General features: G+C 41.8%; 13 protein-coding genes and 2 pseudogenes. 14 read left to right on the top strand and 1 reads right to left on the bottom strand.

All coding sequences use genetic code 11. The annotated features are described in order from the left end of the window. Positions 1 to 620: 620 nt before the first annotated feature. From eno to ACESZG_RS09345, 10 genes are all read left to right on the top strand, one after another. Positions 621 to 1,958, top strand: a complete 1,338-nt coding sequence (gene eno / locus ACESZG_RS09300) for a phosphopyruvate hydratase (protein ID WP_195284814.1) — start codon at positions 621 to 623, stop codon at positions 1,956 to 1,958. 87 nt (positions 1,959 to 2,045) lie between these two features. Continuing rightward, positions 2,046 to 2,282, top strand: a complete 237-nt coding sequence (gene secG / locus ACESZG_RS09305; protein ID WP_008707669.1) for a preprotein translocase subunit SecG — start codon at positions 2,046 to 2,048, stop codon at positions 2,280 to 2,282. A 104-nt stretch (positions 2,283 to 2,386) separates the two neighbouring features. Continuing rightward, positions 2,387 to 4,669, top strand: a complete 2,283-nt coding sequence (rnr, locus tag ACESZG_RS09310) for a ribonuclease R (RefSeq protein WP_020993663.1) — start codon at positions 2,387 to 2,389, stop codon at positions 4,667 to 4,669. 23 nt (positions 4,670 to 4,692) lie between these two features. Next, positions 4,693 to 5,163: an SsrA-binding protein SmpB gene (gene smpB, locus ACESZG_RS09315; protein ID WP_020993664.1), complete on the top strand. Its 471-nt coding sequence runs from the start codon at positions 4,693 to 4,695 to the stop codon at positions 5,161 to 5,163. Positions 5,164 to 5,316: 153 nt separating this feature from the next. After that, entirely contained in the window at positions 5,317 to 5,907 is a 591-nt protein-coding gene (locus ACESZG_RS09320; RefSeq protein ID WP_008707663.1) for an AAA family ATPase, read from the top strand. A gap of 378 nt (positions 5,908 to 6,285) precedes the next feature. Then, positions 6,286 to 7,416: a hypothetical protein gene (locus ACESZG_RS09325; protein ID WP_008707661.1), complete on the top strand. Its 1,131-nt coding sequence runs from the start codon at positions 6,286 to 6,288 to the stop codon at positions 7,414 to 7,416. Positions 7,417 to 7,496: 80 nt separating this feature from the next. Then, positions 7,497 to 8,192 carry a UMP kinase gene (gene pyrH / locus ACESZG_RS09330; RefSeq protein ID WP_008707658.1) on the top strand — a complete coding sequence of 232 codons (696 nt, stop codon included), beginning with the start codon at positions 7,497 to 7,499 and terminating at the stop codon, positions 8,190 to 8,192. Positions 8,193 to 8,261: 69 nt separating this feature from the next. Continuing rightward, positions 8,262 to 8,813 carry a ribosome recycling factor gene (gene frr / locus ACESZG_RS09335; protein ID WP_008707656.1) on the top strand — a complete coding sequence of 184 codons (552 nt, stop codon included), beginning with the start codon at positions 8,262 to 8,264 and terminating at the stop codon, positions 8,811 to 8,813. A 114-nt stretch (positions 8,814 to 8,927) separates the two neighbouring features. After that, positions 8,928 to 9,656, top strand: coding sequence for an isoprenyl transferase (locus tag ACESZG_RS09340; RefSeq protein WP_287638547.1), 729 nt, complete (start codon positions 8,928 to 8,930; stop codon positions 9,654 to 9,656). Positions 9,657 to 9,659: 3 nt separating this feature from the next. Next, complete coding sequence (locus tag ACESZG_RS09345) at positions 9,660 to 10,454, top strand: phosphatidate cytidylyltransferase (protein WP_008707654.1); 795 nt, start codon at positions 9,660 to 9,662, stop codon at positions 10,452 to 10,454. On the opposite strand, the pseudogene ACESZG_RS09350 reads toward ACESZG_RS09345, so the two are convergent. Further along, positions 10,417 to 10,584, bottom strand: a pseudogene (locus ACESZG_RS09350) (DUF6783 domain-containing protein). The gene ACESZG_RS09345 and the pseudogene ACESZG_RS09350 overlap by 38 nt on opposite strands. On the opposite strand from ACESZG_RS09350, the pseudogene ACESZG_RS09355 reads away from it, so the two are divergent. The 4 genes and pseudogenes from ACESZG_RS09355 to ACESZG_RS09370 all read left to right on the top strand — a co-directional run. Then, positions 10,522 to 10,695 (top strand): annotated as a pseudogene (locus ACESZG_RS09355) (DUF6783 domain-containing protein); the annotation flags it as partial. The pseudogenes ACESZG_RS09350 and ACESZG_RS09355 overlap by 63 nt on opposite strands. Before the next feature lie 33 nt (positions 10,696 to 10,728). After that, the gene (gene dxr / locus ACESZG_RS09360) at positions 10,729 to 11,871 is read left to right on the top strand and encodes a 1-deoxy-D-xylulose-5-phosphate reductoisomerase (protein WP_008707653.1); all 1,143 of its coding nucleotides are present in this window, start codon (positions 10,729 to 10,731) and stop codon (positions 11,869 to 11,871) included. A gap of 1 nt (position 11,872) precedes the next feature. Further along, positions 11,873 to 13,168 carry an RIP metalloprotease RseP gene (gene rseP, locus ACESZG_RS09365; RefSeq protein ID WP_008707652.1) on the top strand — a complete coding sequence of 432 codons (1,296 nt, stop codon included), beginning with the start codon at positions 11,873 to 11,875 and terminating at the stop codon, positions 13,166 to 13,168. A 362-nt stretch (positions 13,169 to 13,530) separates the two neighbouring features. Then, positions 13,531 to 15,000 carry a sensor domain-containing diguanylate cyclase gene (locus ACESZG_RS09370; protein ID WP_173697047.1) on the top strand — a complete coding sequence of 490 codons (1,470 nt, stop codon included), beginning with the start codon at positions 13,531 to 13,533 and terminating at the stop codon, positions 14,998 to 15,000.

Raw genomic sequence — 15,000 nt, forward strand, 5'->3', positions numbered from 1 at the left:
CTTAAGTTCTTGGTGGTCCGTACCTGCCTTTCTTATAAGTCATGAATTTGAAACTTTGCTATTCTGGTGGTCTGTACCTCGCTTTCTTAAATTATGAAGAAAAGATTATGTTTTCGGTGGTCTCACTCCTTTACTTTTTTGTTTTTCGTAATCCCTTTTGTTTTATGAACTTAATATAACAGATAAAGAATGAAATGTCAAGAATGAAAATAGAAAATTTACAAAAATATTTAAAAGATAATATTAAAATTATTTGTATTGATAAAATATTCTGAAAATAATAATGGATATAGACAATGCATAGCCGGAACCATATTGGGTAAAAATATGGTTGTAAAGATATACAAGTCAAATTACGTTACTGTTCACGCCGTTCTCAGTGACGTATTTTGACTAGTACATCGTTTTCGAAATAACTATACCACTCACTTGTCTGCGAATCCGATTGCACAGGTCTAAAAGCCTCAGCGTAGCCCGCTACGCCTGCGTTTTTATACCAGCACACTCGAATCCGCATCCTACGCGATTGGTATAGTTATTTACGAAACGCTGTACTTGAGGTTTAACTGTGAAAATATGGAACAGTTATCGGTTTATTAAAATGATCAGGAGGTTCTAATATGTTACGTTATCTGCCTGTAAGAAGGGTTCATGCAAGACAGGTACTTGATTCCAGAGGAAATCCTACAGTGGAAGTAGAAGTAACAGTAGGAGAAGGTGTGATCGGGATAAATGGATATACGGGAAGGGCAATCGTCCCTTCGGGAGCTTCTACAGGAAAGTTCGAGGCAGTGGAGCTTCGTGACGGAGAAAAAGGTTGCTACACCGGACTTGGTGTCCGCAAAGCAGTGGAGAATGTAAATACAAAGCTGGCAGAAGCAATTCTTGGAGAAAATGCTCTGGATCAGTCCTATATTGATAAAAAAATCATAGAAACAGACGGCACAGACAATAAAAGTAATGTAGGGGCAAATGCGGCACTGGGAGTATCCCTGGCAGTAGCAAGGGCGGCAGCAGCAGCTCTTCGCGTTCCTTTATATCAGTATCTTGGCGGCTGCCATACCAGACAGATGCCTGTACCGATGATGAATATCTTAAATGGGGGACGTCACGCTGACAATACGGTGGATTTACAGGAATTCATGATTATGCCGACGGGAGCGGAAAATATGGAGCAGGCGATTCGAATGTGTGCGGAAGTATACCAGTTTCTCAGAATTATCCTGAAACAAAAAGGTCTGTCAACAGCAGTCGGAGATGAGGGAGGTTTCGCACCGGATCTTTCCGATTCAGAAAGCGTCCTGGAAGTGATTCTGGAAGCAGTAAAAAAGGCAGGGTATGAACCCGGAAAGGATATCAGCATTGCAATTGATGCTGCGGCAAGTGAACTGTACGATGAAGAAAGAGGCGTTTATGTTTTCCCCGGAGAAGGAAAAATGAAAGGGGAAGAAGTTCTCAGGGATTCCGGCGAGATGATAGAATATTATGAAAAACTTGCAGAGAAGTTCCCGATTGTTTCCATTGAAGATGGACTTGAGGAAGATGACTGGGAAGGCTGGAAACAGATGACAAAAAGACTGGGAGACAAAATACAGCTCGTAGGTGATGATCTGTTTGTCACGAATATCAAACGTCTTGCATGTGGTATCAAACTGGGAGCGGCAAATGCCATTCTGATAAAATTAAACCAGATAGGAACACTTTCAGAAGCATTGGATGCAGTGGAAATGGCACAGAAAGCGGGATACAGGACAGTAATTTCTCACAGATCAGGAGAATCGGAAGATTCATTTATCGCAGATCTGGCAGTTGCCACAGGTGCCGGCCAGATTAAGACAGGTGCACCCTGCCGTTCGGACCGAAATGCCAAATATAATCAGCTTCTTCGTATCCATGAGGCATTGGGAGAACTGGCAGTGTATGAAAATCCTTTTAAAGAAAATGAAAAAAATTGTTAAGAAACCTGACAAAAACTCTGAATTGTGGTTGAAATCCCCATCCGGCTATGTTACAATGAAACTCAGTTGATTAGGAGGTGTAACGAAGTGCAGATTATTAAGATCATTCTGAGTGTCATTTTCATAATAGATTGCATCGCTCTTACAGTAGTAGTTCTTATGCAGGAAGGTAAGCAGCAGGGACTTGGTGCTATCGCCGGAGCAGCAGAAACATACTGGGGTAAGAACAAAGGTCGTTCCATGGAGGGCGGACTTGTTAAGGCAACCACTATTATGGGAATTTTATTTTTTGTAATTTCTGTAGCATTAAATATGCTTGGTTAATCAGAAAAGAAATTTGAAACACTCTTGTTATGTGCAAGAGTGTTTTTTGTGTCATAAAGAGCTGAATCAGATAAAAGTCCTCTGCGGAGGCTGTGAGGAGTAATATGAGTAAAAAAGATATGGACAGAAGAAAAAAGTTTATCCTGGAACTGATGGGAGATCCTATTTATCAGCCAATGAGACTCCGCGAGATTTCTTCTCTTCTGAGACTTTCAAAAGAAGAGAAAAGAGAGCTGTATGATGTTCTGGACGAACTTTGCGAGGAAGGAAAGGTATCTGTAGACCGCAAGGGCAGATATGAAAAGGTCAAAGGAAAATGGAAAAAGAAAAAAGATGACCGTTATTACGATGACCGAAGAGAAGAATACGGATCAGAGTATGGCAGAAAGAAGAAAGATAAAAATAAAAAAGATAAAAATAAAAAAGAGCAGCCGGAGGGAATCCAGGCTGAGGGAACCTTCATCGGACATCCCAAAGGTTTCGGCTTCGTAGAAATTGAAGGGCAGGATGAGGATATCTTTATTCCTGAAAGTGATACAGGAACAGCTATGCATCAGGATAAAGTAAGGATCATCATCAGAAATGACAAAAAAGAGGGAAAACGCCAGGAAGGCGTAGTTGTGAAGGTTCTGGAGCGTGGTATGCCTGAAATTGTAGGAACTTATCAGTTAAATCGGGATTTCGGTTTTGTGATCAGTGATAATCCGAAATTTTCCAAAGATATCTTCATTCCGAGAAAAGAAGCGGCAGGAATAAAAAATGGTGATAAAGTAATCGTGGTGATTACAGATTATGGCTCCGGAAATAAGAATCCTGAAGGAAAAATTAAGGAGAATCTGGGAAATATCCGAACACCGGGTACAGATATCCTGGCAATCGTCAAGAGCTTCGGAATCCCAAGTGAATTTCCTGAGAAAGTAATGAAGCAGGCTCAGCGTGTTCCGGATCATGTGCTGGATGCAGACAGAGATGGAAGACTGGATCTGAGACATCTGCAGACAGTCACTATTGATGGCGAAGATGCCAAAGACCTGGATGATGCGATTTCCCTGACAAAAGAGGGGGACATTTACCATCTGGGAGTCCATATCGCAGATGTAAGCAACTATGTACAGTACAACAGTGCTCTGGACAGGGAAGCACTGAAACGTGGAACCAGTGTTTATCTGGCAGACCGCGTTGTGCCAATGTTGCCGGAACGTCTTTCCAATGGAATCTGTTCTCTGAATCAGGGAGAGGACAGACTGGCGTTGAGCTGCCTGATGGACATTAACGAAAAGGGTAAGGTAGTTTCCCATCAGATCGCGGAAACAGTGATTAACGTAAATGAGAGAATGTGCTATACTGATGTAAAGAATATTCTTGAGGACACAGACGAAGAAGCAAAGAAACGGTATGAGGCACTTATCCCGATGTTCTTTATGATGAAAGAACTGTCCGGAATCTTACGAAACAGCCGTCATCACAGGGGTTCCATTGACTTTGATTTTCCGGAGAGCAAGATTATTCTTAATGCAGCAGGAAAAGCAATCGATGTTAAGCCATATGAAGCAAATGTGGCAACCAAAATCATTGAAGATTTCATGCTGATGGCAAATGAGACTGTGGCACAGGAATACTGCACAGAAGAGATTCCGTTTGTATACAGAACCCATGATAATCCGGATCCGGAGAAAGTGGAGAGTCTTCTGACATTACTTCACAATCAGGGTGTGAAGATTCAGAAAGCAAAAGAAGAGATCACTCCAAAAGAAATTCAGCAAATCATCGAAAGTATCGAAGGGCTTCCGAATGAAGCAATGATCAGCCGTCTGGTGCTGCGTTCCATGAAACAGGCGAAATATACAACAGAATGCAGCGGTCACTTTGGACTGGCAGCAAAATATTACTGCCATTTTACATCTCCGATCAGAAGATACCCTGATCTGCAGATCCACAGGATCATTAAGGATAACTTACGAGGCAGACTGATGCGTGAAGGCAGAACCGAACACTATGCTGAAATCCTTGATGAAGTTGCGAGACAGTCCAGTGTATGTGAACGCCGTGCAGATGAGGCAGAACGTGAATCAGACAAGCTGAAGAAAGCAGAATATATGTCCTACCATCTGGGAGAGGAATTCGAGGGAATTATCTCAGGCGTTACCGGATGGGGGCTTTACGTAGAACTCCCAAATACAGTAGAAGGTCTGGTACATGTCAACACTCTGCGGGATGACTACTATATCTTCGACCAGGAAACCTACGAACTCCGCGGAGAGATGACAAAGAAAGTCTACAAATTGGGAGATAAAGTCTGTGTCCGTGTGGCAGATGCAGATAAAATGCTCAAAACAGTAGATTTTGAGCTGGTTGCTGATATCTGGAATGATGAAGAAGAGAATTAAATAAAAATGGCTTGGAGGATATTATGGCAAAGAAAAAAGGAATGAAGCTGATTGCCAATAATAAAAAGGCATTTCATGATTATTTTATAGAAGATACTTATGAAGCCGGTATTGCCCTTGCAGGAACAGAAGTAAAATCCCTGCGTATGGGCAAATGCAGCATCAAGGAATCCTTTATCCGTGTAGAGAACGGAGAGGTTTACATCTACGGAATGCATATCAGCCCTTATGAAAAAGGCAATATTTTCAACAAAGACCCGTTGAGAATCCGTAAGCTTCTGCTTCACAGATATGAGATCAATAAGATTGAAGCAAAGCTCAAAGAAAAAGGGTTAACTTTAGTACCTCTGAAAGTTTATTTCAAAGACAGTCTGGTAAAAGTGGAAATTGGAATGGCTCGAGGCAAGAAACTTTATGACAAGAGACAGGATATCGCAAAGAAAGACCAGAGAAGAGAAGCAGAGCGTGAATTTAAGGTTAAGAATCTATATTGATAATATTACTAAATCCTTTGGCTCAAAATTGTGAAATGTTATGAAAAAATTAATGGATATTGCAAAAATATTCGAAAATTCTTATAATCTATCATATAGATAAAAAAATAACAATTCATTTTCAGGCAGATGAGCTGAAAGGAGTGGTGCCCTATGAAAACAATCACGATCAGCAGACAGTATGGAAGCGGTGGAAGATATATTGCAGCTTTGCTTTCAGAAAAAATGGGAGTTCCCTGTTACGACAGTAAATTTTTGCCGAAGGAAGCAGAGAGGCATGGAATCAGTCAGGAAATCATCAATGAATTTAAAGGCAAGACCAGTCTTCTTTATGCAATCGGAGTAATGATGTCAGAAGAATCGCAGGATAAAAAACGCCTGACGATTCCGGAGAAGATGTTTCATGCGCAGAAAGAGACAGTGAAGCGCCTGGCACAGGAAGGTCCATGCATTTTTGTGGGAAGATGTGCAGACCAGATTCTGAAGGATGATAATCAGCTGCTTCGCGTGTATATTTATGCATCTGATATGGAAGACCGTATTAAACGGATTAAGAAAAATAAGCATATTTCTCAGGAGGAAGCACTTGACAGGATTGCATATAAAGACCGTCAGAGAAGAGATTATTATAACTTTTATACAGGACATGAATGGGGAAAAATGGAAAATTATGATATCTGCCTGAATACTTCGGTTTTATCAGAGGAAGAATGCGTGGAACTTCTGATGAAGCTGGCAGAATAGAAATATATTAAATATGACCACAAAGAGATGAGAAAGGACTGCCAGAGCAACATGGTAGTCCTTTCGTTACTGTTCACTGGTAATATTCCGCGAGGTGTTTTTTGCGAGTGAAAGTCACAGTAACATCCTTTCTGGTGAGTATCCGCTGATTACAGTGAGCGTTTCCTTTTGTGCAATAATATGAAGTAGGAAAAATGTGATTTTTTCATAAGAATGCGTCCGCAGGCAGAGATTTTAAAAATCTGAAAGTCTTAAAATTGTATGAAATCGGCAGAGGCTTAGTTGACAAGTTTTCGATACTCTGCAATAATAGGGAATTGAAAAAATGACATTGTTAAAAAGAAAAAAGATATTCCATATAGCAGGAGGGAATATATTATGAAGAAACGTTATTTAATACTGGCAGGTCTGTTGGTAATGACAGTGGCAGCTGCCGGATGTGGTAAGAAAAAGACAACAGAGACAGCACCTGTAGAGGTAACAGCTACCCCGACTCCTGAAGTAACCAAGGCAGTCGATATGGTGGATATGCAGCAGACAGCAGATGAAGACATAAAGAATGTAATGGGGGAGAAAACTTCCACAGCATCTAAGATTGTGTTTGTAAATAATACAGGGGATGACATCCAGTCACTCTATATCCGGACTCATGTGGATGAAGACAGTGAGGATTATGATGCAGACGAGGATGGAGGATGGGGAGATGATCTCATCAATGGAATGTTTACCCTGACAGATAAGGACAAGGCACTATATTATATGCAGACTGCAAATACACAGACATCAGGTACACAGACATCAGGTACACAGACATCAGATACACAGACATCAGGTACACAGACATCAGATACACAGACATCAGATACGCAGACAACATCCAACAAGAGTACAGCTTCCTATGATATCCGTATTGCATATACTGATGAGGACACGAATGAATGCTTTTTCCGCGATATTCCGCTTGGAACAATTTCGCAGATTACGTTATGTATGGATGGCACAGATGATGATGCGATCCCATATGCAAAATATCTGACAGGTACATCAACAAAAGAAGTATCCACGCTTGATGCGGTAAAGGAACGTCTTGGAATTACAGATGACAGTGAGTCTGAATCAGATTCCACAGACGACAGTGATAAGAATTCTGCAGATGATTCTGATTCCACAGATAGTAACAACAGTTCTGATCAGAATAATAACAGTGGCAATGGAACCGGGGATAGTTCAGATGATCCGGGCAATGGGGGAAACTCAGACGATCCGGGTACTAATGATGATCCGGGCAGTAACGATGATCCGGGAAATGGCGGCGATATGATTTCCACAGCAGAACAGTATATCGGTCAGTCTCTGGATGCACTGGAAGGCGCATGCGGTTCTCCACAGGGCAGCAGCTATGAGGATGATCCTGAGACAGGTAAAACAGGATTCCATTATTACAGCAATTTCACAGTTTCTACAACAGTTGATGAAAATGGTAATGAAATTGTTGCCGGAATATGGTAGAATAGAACTACGAATGTAACAGAGGAGGTATTCCGATCCTCTGTTACCTGCGATAAAATTAATTTCAGGAGACAGTTACTATGAAACGTGTATTATTAAAATTAAGCGGTGAAGCCCTTGCCGGTGAGAAGAAGACCGGATTTGACGAGGCGACTGTTATTGAAGTTGCAAAGCAGATCAGGACAATTGCTGAGGAAGGACTGGAAATCGGCATCGTGATCGGCGGAGGTAATTTCTGGAGAGGACGCACCAGTGAGACTATCGACAGGAATAAGGCTGATCAGATTGGTATGCTTGCAACAGTTATGAACTGTATTTATGTATCTGATATCTGCAGATACCTTGGATTAAAGACAGAAATCTTTACACCATTTGTATGCGGTGCATTTACAAGCCTTTACTCTAAGGATGCAGTGGAAGCAAGCTTTGCACAGGGCAAGATCGTATTCTTTGCAGGCGGTACAGGACATCCTTACTTCTCCACAGATACAGCCACTGTACTTCGCGCAGTAGAAATCGAAGCAGAAGCAATCCTTCTTGCAAAAGCTGTTGACGGAATTTATGACAGTGATCCGAAGACAAACCCGAATGCAGTAAAATATGATGAAATTTCCATTGAAGAAGTAGTTGCAAAGAAACTGGCAGCTATGGATCTGACAGCATCGATCATGTGTATGGAACAGAAGATGCCGATGCTGGTATTTGCACTGGATGAAAAAGACAGCATCATCAATGCAGTACATGGCAAATTTGTCGGAACTAAGGTTACTGTATAAGTAAGGCTTATAAGTCAGTTTACAGAGAAAGTGTAATATAAAAACTATAAAAAGAGGGAGACGAACCTAATGGATGAGAGAATTCAGAAATATGAAGAGAAGATGAAAAAGACATTGGCAAGCCTTGAGAGCGAACTGGTTACAATTCGTGCAGGACGTGCGAACCCGCATATCCTTGACAAACTCGCCGTAGATTATTACGGAGCTCCGACACCTCTTCAGCAGGTGGCAAATATCACTGTCCCGGAAGCTCGTATGATCCAGATCCAGCCATGGGAAAGCAGCCTGATCAAAGGAATTGAGAAAGCAATCCTTACCTCTGACCTTGGATTAAATCCAAGCAACGATGGTAAAGTAATCCGCCTTGTATTCCCGGAACTTACAGAGGAACGCCGTAAGGAACTGGTTAAAGATGTCAAGAAAAAAGGCGAAGCAGCCAAAGTAGCAGTCCGCAACATTCGTCGTGATGCAAATGATGCATTTAAGAAACTTGCAAAACAGGATGTATCTGAGGATGAGATCAAAGAACTTGAGGAGAAAATCCAGAAGAGCACAGATAAATATATCAAAGAAGTTGATGCGGCAGTGGATGCAAAGAGCAAAGAAATCATGACCGTATAAGGGAAACGAAAAGGAGAGCTCCATGAATGCGGGCTCTCTTTTTATCTGAATGAGATAATGGACCGGAAACTGCGGTTCATTATGATGAGACAGTAAGGTTAAAGGAATAACAGGATAAGAAAAGGAAACAAGAGTATGAATGTACCAAATCATATTGCCATTATTCTGGATGGTAATGGACGCTGGGCGAAGGCAAAGGGAATGCCCAGAAGCTACGGACATGTGAAGGGCTGTGCAAATCTGGAAACAGTCTGTGACTATATGAAGGAGCTGGGAGTTAAATATGTGACTGTATATGCTTTTTCCACAGAGAACTGGAAACGTTCCAAAGATGAGGTGGACGGTCTGATGAAACTGTTCCGAAGTTATCTGAAAAAATGTATTAAACTGGCAGATAAGAACAAAATGCGTGTCCGGGTGATCGGAGAGGTTTCGGCATTTGATCAGGATATTCAGGAAAGTATTGCACGTCTGGAACAATATTCTCAGAAATATGATGAAATCTATTTCCAGATTGCATTAAACTACGGCAGCAGAGATGAGATCATAAGAGGTATCCGCAAACTTGCTCAGGATGCTGCAGATGGAAAAGTAAAGCCGGAAGAAATTGATGAGCATGTTTTTGACAATTACCTGGATACGGCAGGAATCCCTGATCCGGATCTGATGATCCGCACAAGCGGTGAATTGAGACTTTCCAATTTTCTGTTATGGCAGATGGCTTATACAGAATTTTATTTCACAGATGTGGCATGGCCGGATTTTAATAAAGCAGAGTTGATTAAGGCTATTGAGAAATATAATCAGAGAGACAGAAGATACGGCGGAGTTAAGGAGGAGTAAAGAATGTTTAAGACAAGACTCTTAAGCGGAATCCTGCTTGTGATTATTGCGCTTGCTACTATCATCAGCGGTGATTATGTGCTGTTTTTCACACTTCTTGCGGTTTCTCTCATTGGAATGAGAGAATTGTACAGAGCAATGAAGGTGCAGGATGAGAAGATAAATCTGCTGGCAGCAGCAGGCTATTTAGGCGCAGTATTATATTATCTGGCAGTACTGCTTGATTTTGAGAGGTATGGAGTGCTGGCAATCATTTTCGGACTTGTGCTGCTCATGTTTGTATACGTGTTCACTTATCCAACCTATGAGGCAGGGCAGGTAATGCCTGCACTGTTTGGTATTGTGTATGTGGCAGTTATGCTGTCGTTTATTTATCTTACCAGAGAGCTTCCCGGTGGAAAGTTCCACGTATGGCTGATCTTTCTGTGCTCATGGGGATGTGATACCTGCGCATATTGTGTGGGAATGCTGATCGGTAAACATAAAATGGCACCTGTCCTCAGCCCTAAGAAATCTGTGGAGGGAGCTGTGGGTGGTGTGGCAGGAGCTGCACTTCTTGGTGTGATCTATGCAGCAGCCACTCAGGGACCGATGCTGGAATATGCTGTGATCTGTGCAATCGGAGCGCTGATCTCCATGGTAGGCGATCTGGCTGCATCTGCGATCAAGAGAAATCAGGGGATTAAAGATTATGGAAAATTAATTCCGGGACATGGAGGAATCCTTGACAGATTCGACAGTGTGATCTTCACAGCACCGGTTATTTATTTCCTTTCTCTTGTGATGATTGAGATCTAGAGCGTGTCTGAAAAATCATTCCCGCAATCTGCACGCCCCACTTTGCGGGATATTTCACCCGAATTCAGTTGCCGTAGCCCGCTACGGCGCCCTCATCCGGGCAAAATATCCCACAAATTGTGACGCACATCTTGCAGAAAGCCTTTTTCAGACGCGCTCTAACGGAGCATATATTCTTCTGATATACATGTTTACAGTATTTTCTGATATGAGAACTGTCAGGTCAGAAGTAATTTTATAAAATTGTTGTATAAGTATTGAAATGAGGTACAAGATGAAAAAAGTAGCAGTCTTAGGTTCTACAGGTTCGATCGGAACACAGACACTGGATGTGGTACGTGCAAATGATGACCTGGAAGTAGTTGGTCTTGCAGCAGGCAGCAATGTAGAAATGCTGGAGAAGCAGATACGTGAATTTCATCCCAGACTTGTTGCAGTCTGGAAAGAAGAGGCAGCCAGAGATCTGGCAGTACGTGTGCAGGATCTGGATGTAAAAATCGTAAGCCAGATGGGTGGTCTTATCGAACTTGCCAGAATGGAAGAATCAGACATTCTGGTGACCGCTATCGTAGGAATGATAGGAATCAGACCAACTATGGAAGCAATCCTTGCAGGTAAGGATATTGCTCTGGCAAATAAGGAAACACTGGTAACAGCCGGACATCTGATCATGCCGTTGGCAAAGCAGTTCGGTGTGCAGATCCTGCCTGTAGACAGCGAGCACAGTGCTATTTTCCAGGCACTTCATGGAGAGAAAAGAGAGCAGATACATAAACTGCTCATCACTGCATCCGGCGGTCCTTTCCGCGGAAAGAAAACAGCAGATCTGGAGAAGGTGACTCTGGAGGATACGCTGAAGCATCCGAACTGGGTAATGGGACAGAAGATTACAGTGGATTCTGCAACTCTGGTAAATAAAGGTCTGGAAGTTATGGAAGCCAGATGGCTTTTTGATGTAGATCTGGATCATATTCAGGTTGTGGTTCAGCCGCAGAGTATTATCCACTCTATGGTGGAATTCGAGGACGGTGCAGTGATGGCACAGCTTGGAACACCGGATATGAGACTTCCGATACAGTATGCATTATGCTACCCGGACAGAAGATTTTTAAAAGGCGACAGACTGGATTTTCATATGTTGAAGCAGATCACCTTTGAGGAGCCGGACAGGAAAACTTTTAAAGGTCTTCCAATGGCGGTGGAAGCGGCAAGGGCAGGCGGCAGTATGCCAACCGTTTTTAATGCTGCAAATGAGCTGGCAGTCCGCAAATTCCTTCAGAAAAAAATCAGCTTTCTGGATATTTACGAGATTATCGGGCAGTCTATGAGCAGACATACAGCAGTAAAGGATCCGGACCTGGATCAGATTCTGGAGATTGAGAAAGAAACTTATCGTTGGATTGAAAGCAGGTGGTAGATTGAAAATTATTATTGCAATTGTCATATTCAGTGCAATCATTCTCTTTCATGAGCTGGGACATTTTCTTTTTGCAAAGCTGAATAAGATCGTGGTCACAGAATTCTCTTTGGGAATGGGACCAAGACTTTACAGTTTTGAGAAAGGAGATACCAGATATTCACTGAAACTTCTTCCTATCGGTGGCTCCTGTGCCATGCTGGGGGAGGATACGGACATAGAGAATGAACCGGGAACTTTTAACAGTGCGTCTGTGTGGGGCAGGATTTCTGTAGTTGCCGCAGGACCGGTATTTAACTTTATCATGGCATTTGTATTGTCTGTGATCATTGTAGGTGCTGTAGGATATGAACCATCCAGAGTTCTTTCCGTAAAGGAAGGTTCTGCGGCTGAGGCGGCAGGACTGAAAGAGGGAGATATTATTACCGGTTATCAGGGATATCACATTGATCTGGGAAAAGATCTCTATGTATATTCCTATCTGAACCAGCTGAAAGAGGGAGATACCATTAACCTGACTGTTAAGCGTGATGGAAAGAAGATGGACATTTCCTATAAGTCGGATACAAATGTGAGATACCTTCTGGGCTGCAATTTCAACGGGGATGATACTTCTGCCATGACAGTGGAATCTGTAATGGATGGAATGCCGTTGCAGGAAGCAGGGATTCAGCAGGGAGATGTGATCACATCCATTAATGGAGTGAAGATTACAAATGCAGCAGATTACCAGAAATATATTCAGGAGAATCCGCTGACAGAAAAGTCTGTAAAGATTACCTATTCCAGGGACGGACAGGAATATGATATTACGGTTACACCAAAAGAATACCGTACGGCAGAATCAGGATTTACCTACAATATGTATTCTGAAAAAGCAAAAGGGCTGAATGTAGTCAAATATGGTGCCGTAGAAGTAAAATATATGGTACGTACAACGATTCTCAGCCTGAAAGAGCTGGTCAGCGGAAAGCTTGGAATGAAAGATCTGAGTGGTCCGGTCGGAATTGTGGATGCAATCGGAACTACGTATGAGGAAAGCAAAAGCGAAGGAACCATGATCCTGTGGATGAATATGCTTAATCTGGCAGTTCTGCTCTCTGCAAACCTTGGAGTTATGAACCTCCTTCCGTTTCCGGCACTGGACGGTGGACGGCTGGTATTCCTTGTCATAGAGGCAATCCGCAGAAAACCGATTAACAGACAGGTGGAGGGCGGCATCCATTTCGCAGGGCTGATGCTGTTGATGGCGCTGATGGTATTTGTTATGTATAACGATATTGTTAAGCTGATCTGATCATCTGGCATACCAGTGTGGGTTTGAAAAAATCTCCCATAAAATGTGACGCATATCTTGCGTAAAGTTTAAACACACTTTAGAACCAATGTAATGTATATGATTAAAAAGACAGATATCTTGAAAGAAAATAGAGAGTCTGTCTTTTTTTGACGAAAATTTGACGATTTATCTGGATTTTCACAGTTCGATTTGATATATTAAAATTGTCCTGAAGGTTTAAGCGACAGATATATGTATTACACAAATCTGTTACAGAGGATTAACAGTGAAAGTATTTTGACCGCAGTTTCGGGAAAGTGTGTGTATAATGTAACCCAACAAAAGACAAACAGAAAAATGTGGGGTGAAAGGAGATGTTTATGAGAAAGAAAAATGAAATCACGGAGTATGTAGCTGCTGCTCTTATATTTGTGTGTGCGGTAGCAGTAAGTCTGGGCATATTTCTGGTATGCACGCAGAATTCTATTGAGCGTAACTCGCAGAAAGTAATTAAGACGAATGTTTCCAGACAGAGTGAACATATTAAAGCAATTTTGGATATTCATTATGGATATCTGAGGGGTATAGCAAAAGAGATTGGAAAATCCGAAGAACTTGTGTCGGATGAAAATATGGAAATGTTAATATCACTTGAAGAGGAAACTGCTTTAGAGCGTACAGCACTGATTGAAGCAGATGGTACGGCTCATTATGATAACGGAGCAGAGAAGAATGTATCTTCGAGGAGATATTTTAAGGAAGGAATGGAGGGAAAAGAAACACTAAGCGATCCACTGGAGAGCAGCGTAGATAAAGAAACCCGTGTAATTCTGGGCGTACCGGTCTGGAAAAACGGAAAAGTGATAGGAGTTCTGGGTGGTTCTTATAACGTAACTGCATTAAGCCGTATGCTGTTTAACGATTTCTTTGAAGATGTAGGATATACACTGATTACTACCAGTGATGGTGAGATTATTGCGTATGATGGTGATTTTGCCTATCATGAGATTGAATATGGCGATAACTTCTTTGGATTTTATGATGATCAGACACTTATTTTTGATTCGTCCCTGACAGAAGTGAAAAAAGATTTTACAGTGGGTGCCGATGGACTGGTGAAAATAAGAATTGGAAATGATTATAATTCAGACCGTTATCTGGCCTATACAGATATGGGATTGAATGACTGGATGATTTGTTATGTTATCCCTGTTTCTGAAGCGCAGAAATCTTATAACTTTGTACGAAGATATGAACTGATTTTTACAATCGGGTTTTGTGTTATGGTAAGCATGTTGTTCCTTTGGGGATTTGTTAAGAACAGATCAAAGGATAAACAGCTTATTCAGGCAGCCGAGACAGATGCACTGACCAGCGCGTACAATAAGAGAAGTACAGAAGAACGGATCCATAATGTTCTGCAGGAACACCCGCAGGAACCGGGAACTTTTGTGATCATGGATGTGGATCATTTTAAGGAAGTAAATGATATATATGGACACATTACAGGGGACAAAGTCCTGCACAAATTTGGTGAAGTGCTTCATGAACATTTTCGTGAAGGAGATATTGTTGGCAGGATTGGTGGTGATGAATTTGTAGTATTTATGAGAAAAACGGACAGCAGAGAAGTGGCTGTTTCCAGAATCGAAAGTTTGATAAAAAAAGTTAAAGAATTAACATTTCCGGAAATGAATGGAAAGAATATTACCATTAGTGCCGGAATGGCATTTGCTCCGGAACATGGAACAGGATATCTTGATCTGTATAAAAATGCAGATACTGCATTATATAAGACAAAACAGAATGGCAGAGATGGGTATAATATTTACGAAGAAGAAAAAAGATAA

This window comes from Blautia sp. Marseille-P2398, from assembly GCF_964240315.1.
GTDB classification, from domain to species: Bacteria; Bacillota; Clostridia; order Lachnospirales; family Lachnospiraceae; genus Blautia_A; species Blautia_A wexlerae.

Coding starts and splice junctions, on each gene's coding strand:
- rnr (WP_020993663.1), top strand. CDS start 2,387: ATGAGTAAAAAAGATATGGACAGAAGAAAAAAGTTTATCCTGGAACTG.
- ACESZG_RS09345 (WP_008707654.1), top strand. CDS start 9,660: ATGTTTAAGACAAGACTCTTAAGCGGAATCCTGCTTGTGATTATTGCG.
- dxr (WP_008707653.1), top strand. CDS start 10,729: ATGAAAAAAGTAGCAGTCTTAGGTTCTACAGGTTCGATCGGAACACAG.
- eno (WP_195284814.1), top strand. CDS start 621: ATGTTACGTTATCTGCCTGTAAGAAGGGTTCATGCAAGACAGGTACTT.
- frr (WP_008707656.1), top strand. CDS start 8,262: ATGGATGAGAGAATTCAGAAATATGAAGAGAAGATGAAAAAGACATTG.
- ACESZG_RS09325 (WP_008707661.1), top strand. CDS start 6,286: ATGAAGAAACGTTATTTAATACTGGCAGGTCTGTTGGTAATGACAGTG.
- ACESZG_RS09320 (WP_008707663.1), top strand. CDS start 5,317: ATGAAAACAATCACGATCAGCAGACAGTATGGAAGCGGTGGAAGATAT.
- pyrH (WP_008707658.1), top strand. CDS start 7,497: ATGAAACGTGTATTATTAAAATTAAGCGGTGAAGCCCTTGCCGGTGAG.
- ACESZG_RS09370 (WP_173697047.1), top strand. CDS start 13,531: ATGAGAAAGAAAAATGAAATCACGGAGTATGTAGCTGCTGCTCTTATA.
- smpB (WP_020993664.1), top strand. CDS start 4,693: ATGGCAAAGAAAAAAGGAATGAAGCTGATTGCCAATAATAAAAAGGCA.